Here is a 1,243-nt window from a genome sequence, read left to right on the forward strand (position 1 = left end):
GCGCCATGCTGTACGGCCGCACCGGCGACAAGCTGGCCGACCACCCCGACAACGACGAGTTGTACGCCGCCGCCCAACGCCTCGGCGTGCCACTGCACTTCCACCCGCAGACGCCGGTCCAGCCCGTCATCGATGCCTACTACTCCGACCTCGGCAACATGAGCATGATCCTGGCCGGGGCCGGCATCGGCTGGTACTACGACCTCGGCATCCAGTACCTGCGCATGATCTTCTCCGGCGTCTTCGAGCGCTTCCCCGGCCTGCAGGTCATCGCCGGGCACTGGGGCGAGATCGCCATGTTCTACCTCGACCACGTCGGGTTCTTCGCCGAGGCGGGCGGCCTGAGGCAGCCTCTCGCCGACTACTGGAGGAAGAACTTCTGGGTCGCGGGCAGCGGCACCAACAGCCCCCGGTACCTGCGCTGGACCGCGGAGGTCATGGGGACCGACCGGATGCTGTACTCCACCGACTACCCGTTCACCTACGGCTTCCGCCCCGGTGGCTTCCCCTACGTCGACACCAGCAACGGCGAAGCCCGCTCCTTCCTGGAGAACTCACCCCTCACCGACGACCAGAAGGCCGACATCGGCCACCGCAACTGGGAACGTCTTACCGCCCGCGCCAAGCGCCCGGCCACATAGGACACGCCCGCACGGGACCGGTCCGTCAGTCGCCTCCGCAGCCCAGAGCGTCCGCCAGTTCGGCGGCCGAGGGCGGGTTGGCGCCGGGGCGGGACACGGTGAGGGCGGCGGCGGTGACGGCCTGGGTGAGGCAGTCGGCGAGGTCGGCGCCGGATGCGCGGGTGTGCAGGAAGGCGGCCATGAAGGAGTCACCGGCGCCGACGGTGTCCGCGACCGTCACCGGGACGGCCGGGGCCTGCTCGCGGCCGCCGTCGGAAGTGAGGGCGAAGGCGCCCTCGGCGCCGAGGGTGACGGCGACCACGGTGGGGCCGAGGGTGAGCCAGCGCTCGGCGACGGCCTCGGCGGGCTCGCCGGGGTAGAGCCAGGCCAGGTCCTCGTCGCTCGCCTTCACCAGGTCACTCAGCGCCACGCAGCGTTCGACCCGCCGCACGGCCTGCGCCCGCTCACCCATCAGCGCGGGGCGCACGTTCGGGTCGTAGCTGATCTGCGCCCGGCCGCGCCAGCGCTCCACCAAGGCCAGCACCGAGGCCGCGCCAGGCTCGGTGACCGCGCCGATCGAGCCGAGGTGGACGGCCGCGGGGGTGGTGGTGAGGTCGGTCGGC

2 protein-coding genes are annotated in these 1,243 nt (G+C 71.9%); one reads left to right on the top strand and one right to left on the bottom strand.

The window, feature by feature from the left end:
- The coding region (locus tag ACFQ87_RS46605) for an amidohydrolase family protein (RefSeq protein WP_380617114.1) at positions 1 to 641 on the top strand (641 nt) is incomplete at its 5' end.
- A 25-nt stretch (positions 642 to 666) separates the two neighbouring features.
- Here the strand turns inward: ACFQ87_RS46605 and ACFQ87_RS46610 are convergent.
- The coding region (locus ACFQ87_RS46610) for a PfkB family carbohydrate kinase (RefSeq protein WP_380617115.1) at positions 667 to 1,243 on the bottom strand (577 nt) is incomplete at its 5' end.

This window comes from Kitasatospora sp. NPDC056531 (genome assembly GCF_042794375.1).
GTDB lineage: Bacteria > Actinomycetota > Actinomycetes > Streptomycetales > Streptomycetaceae > Kitasatospora.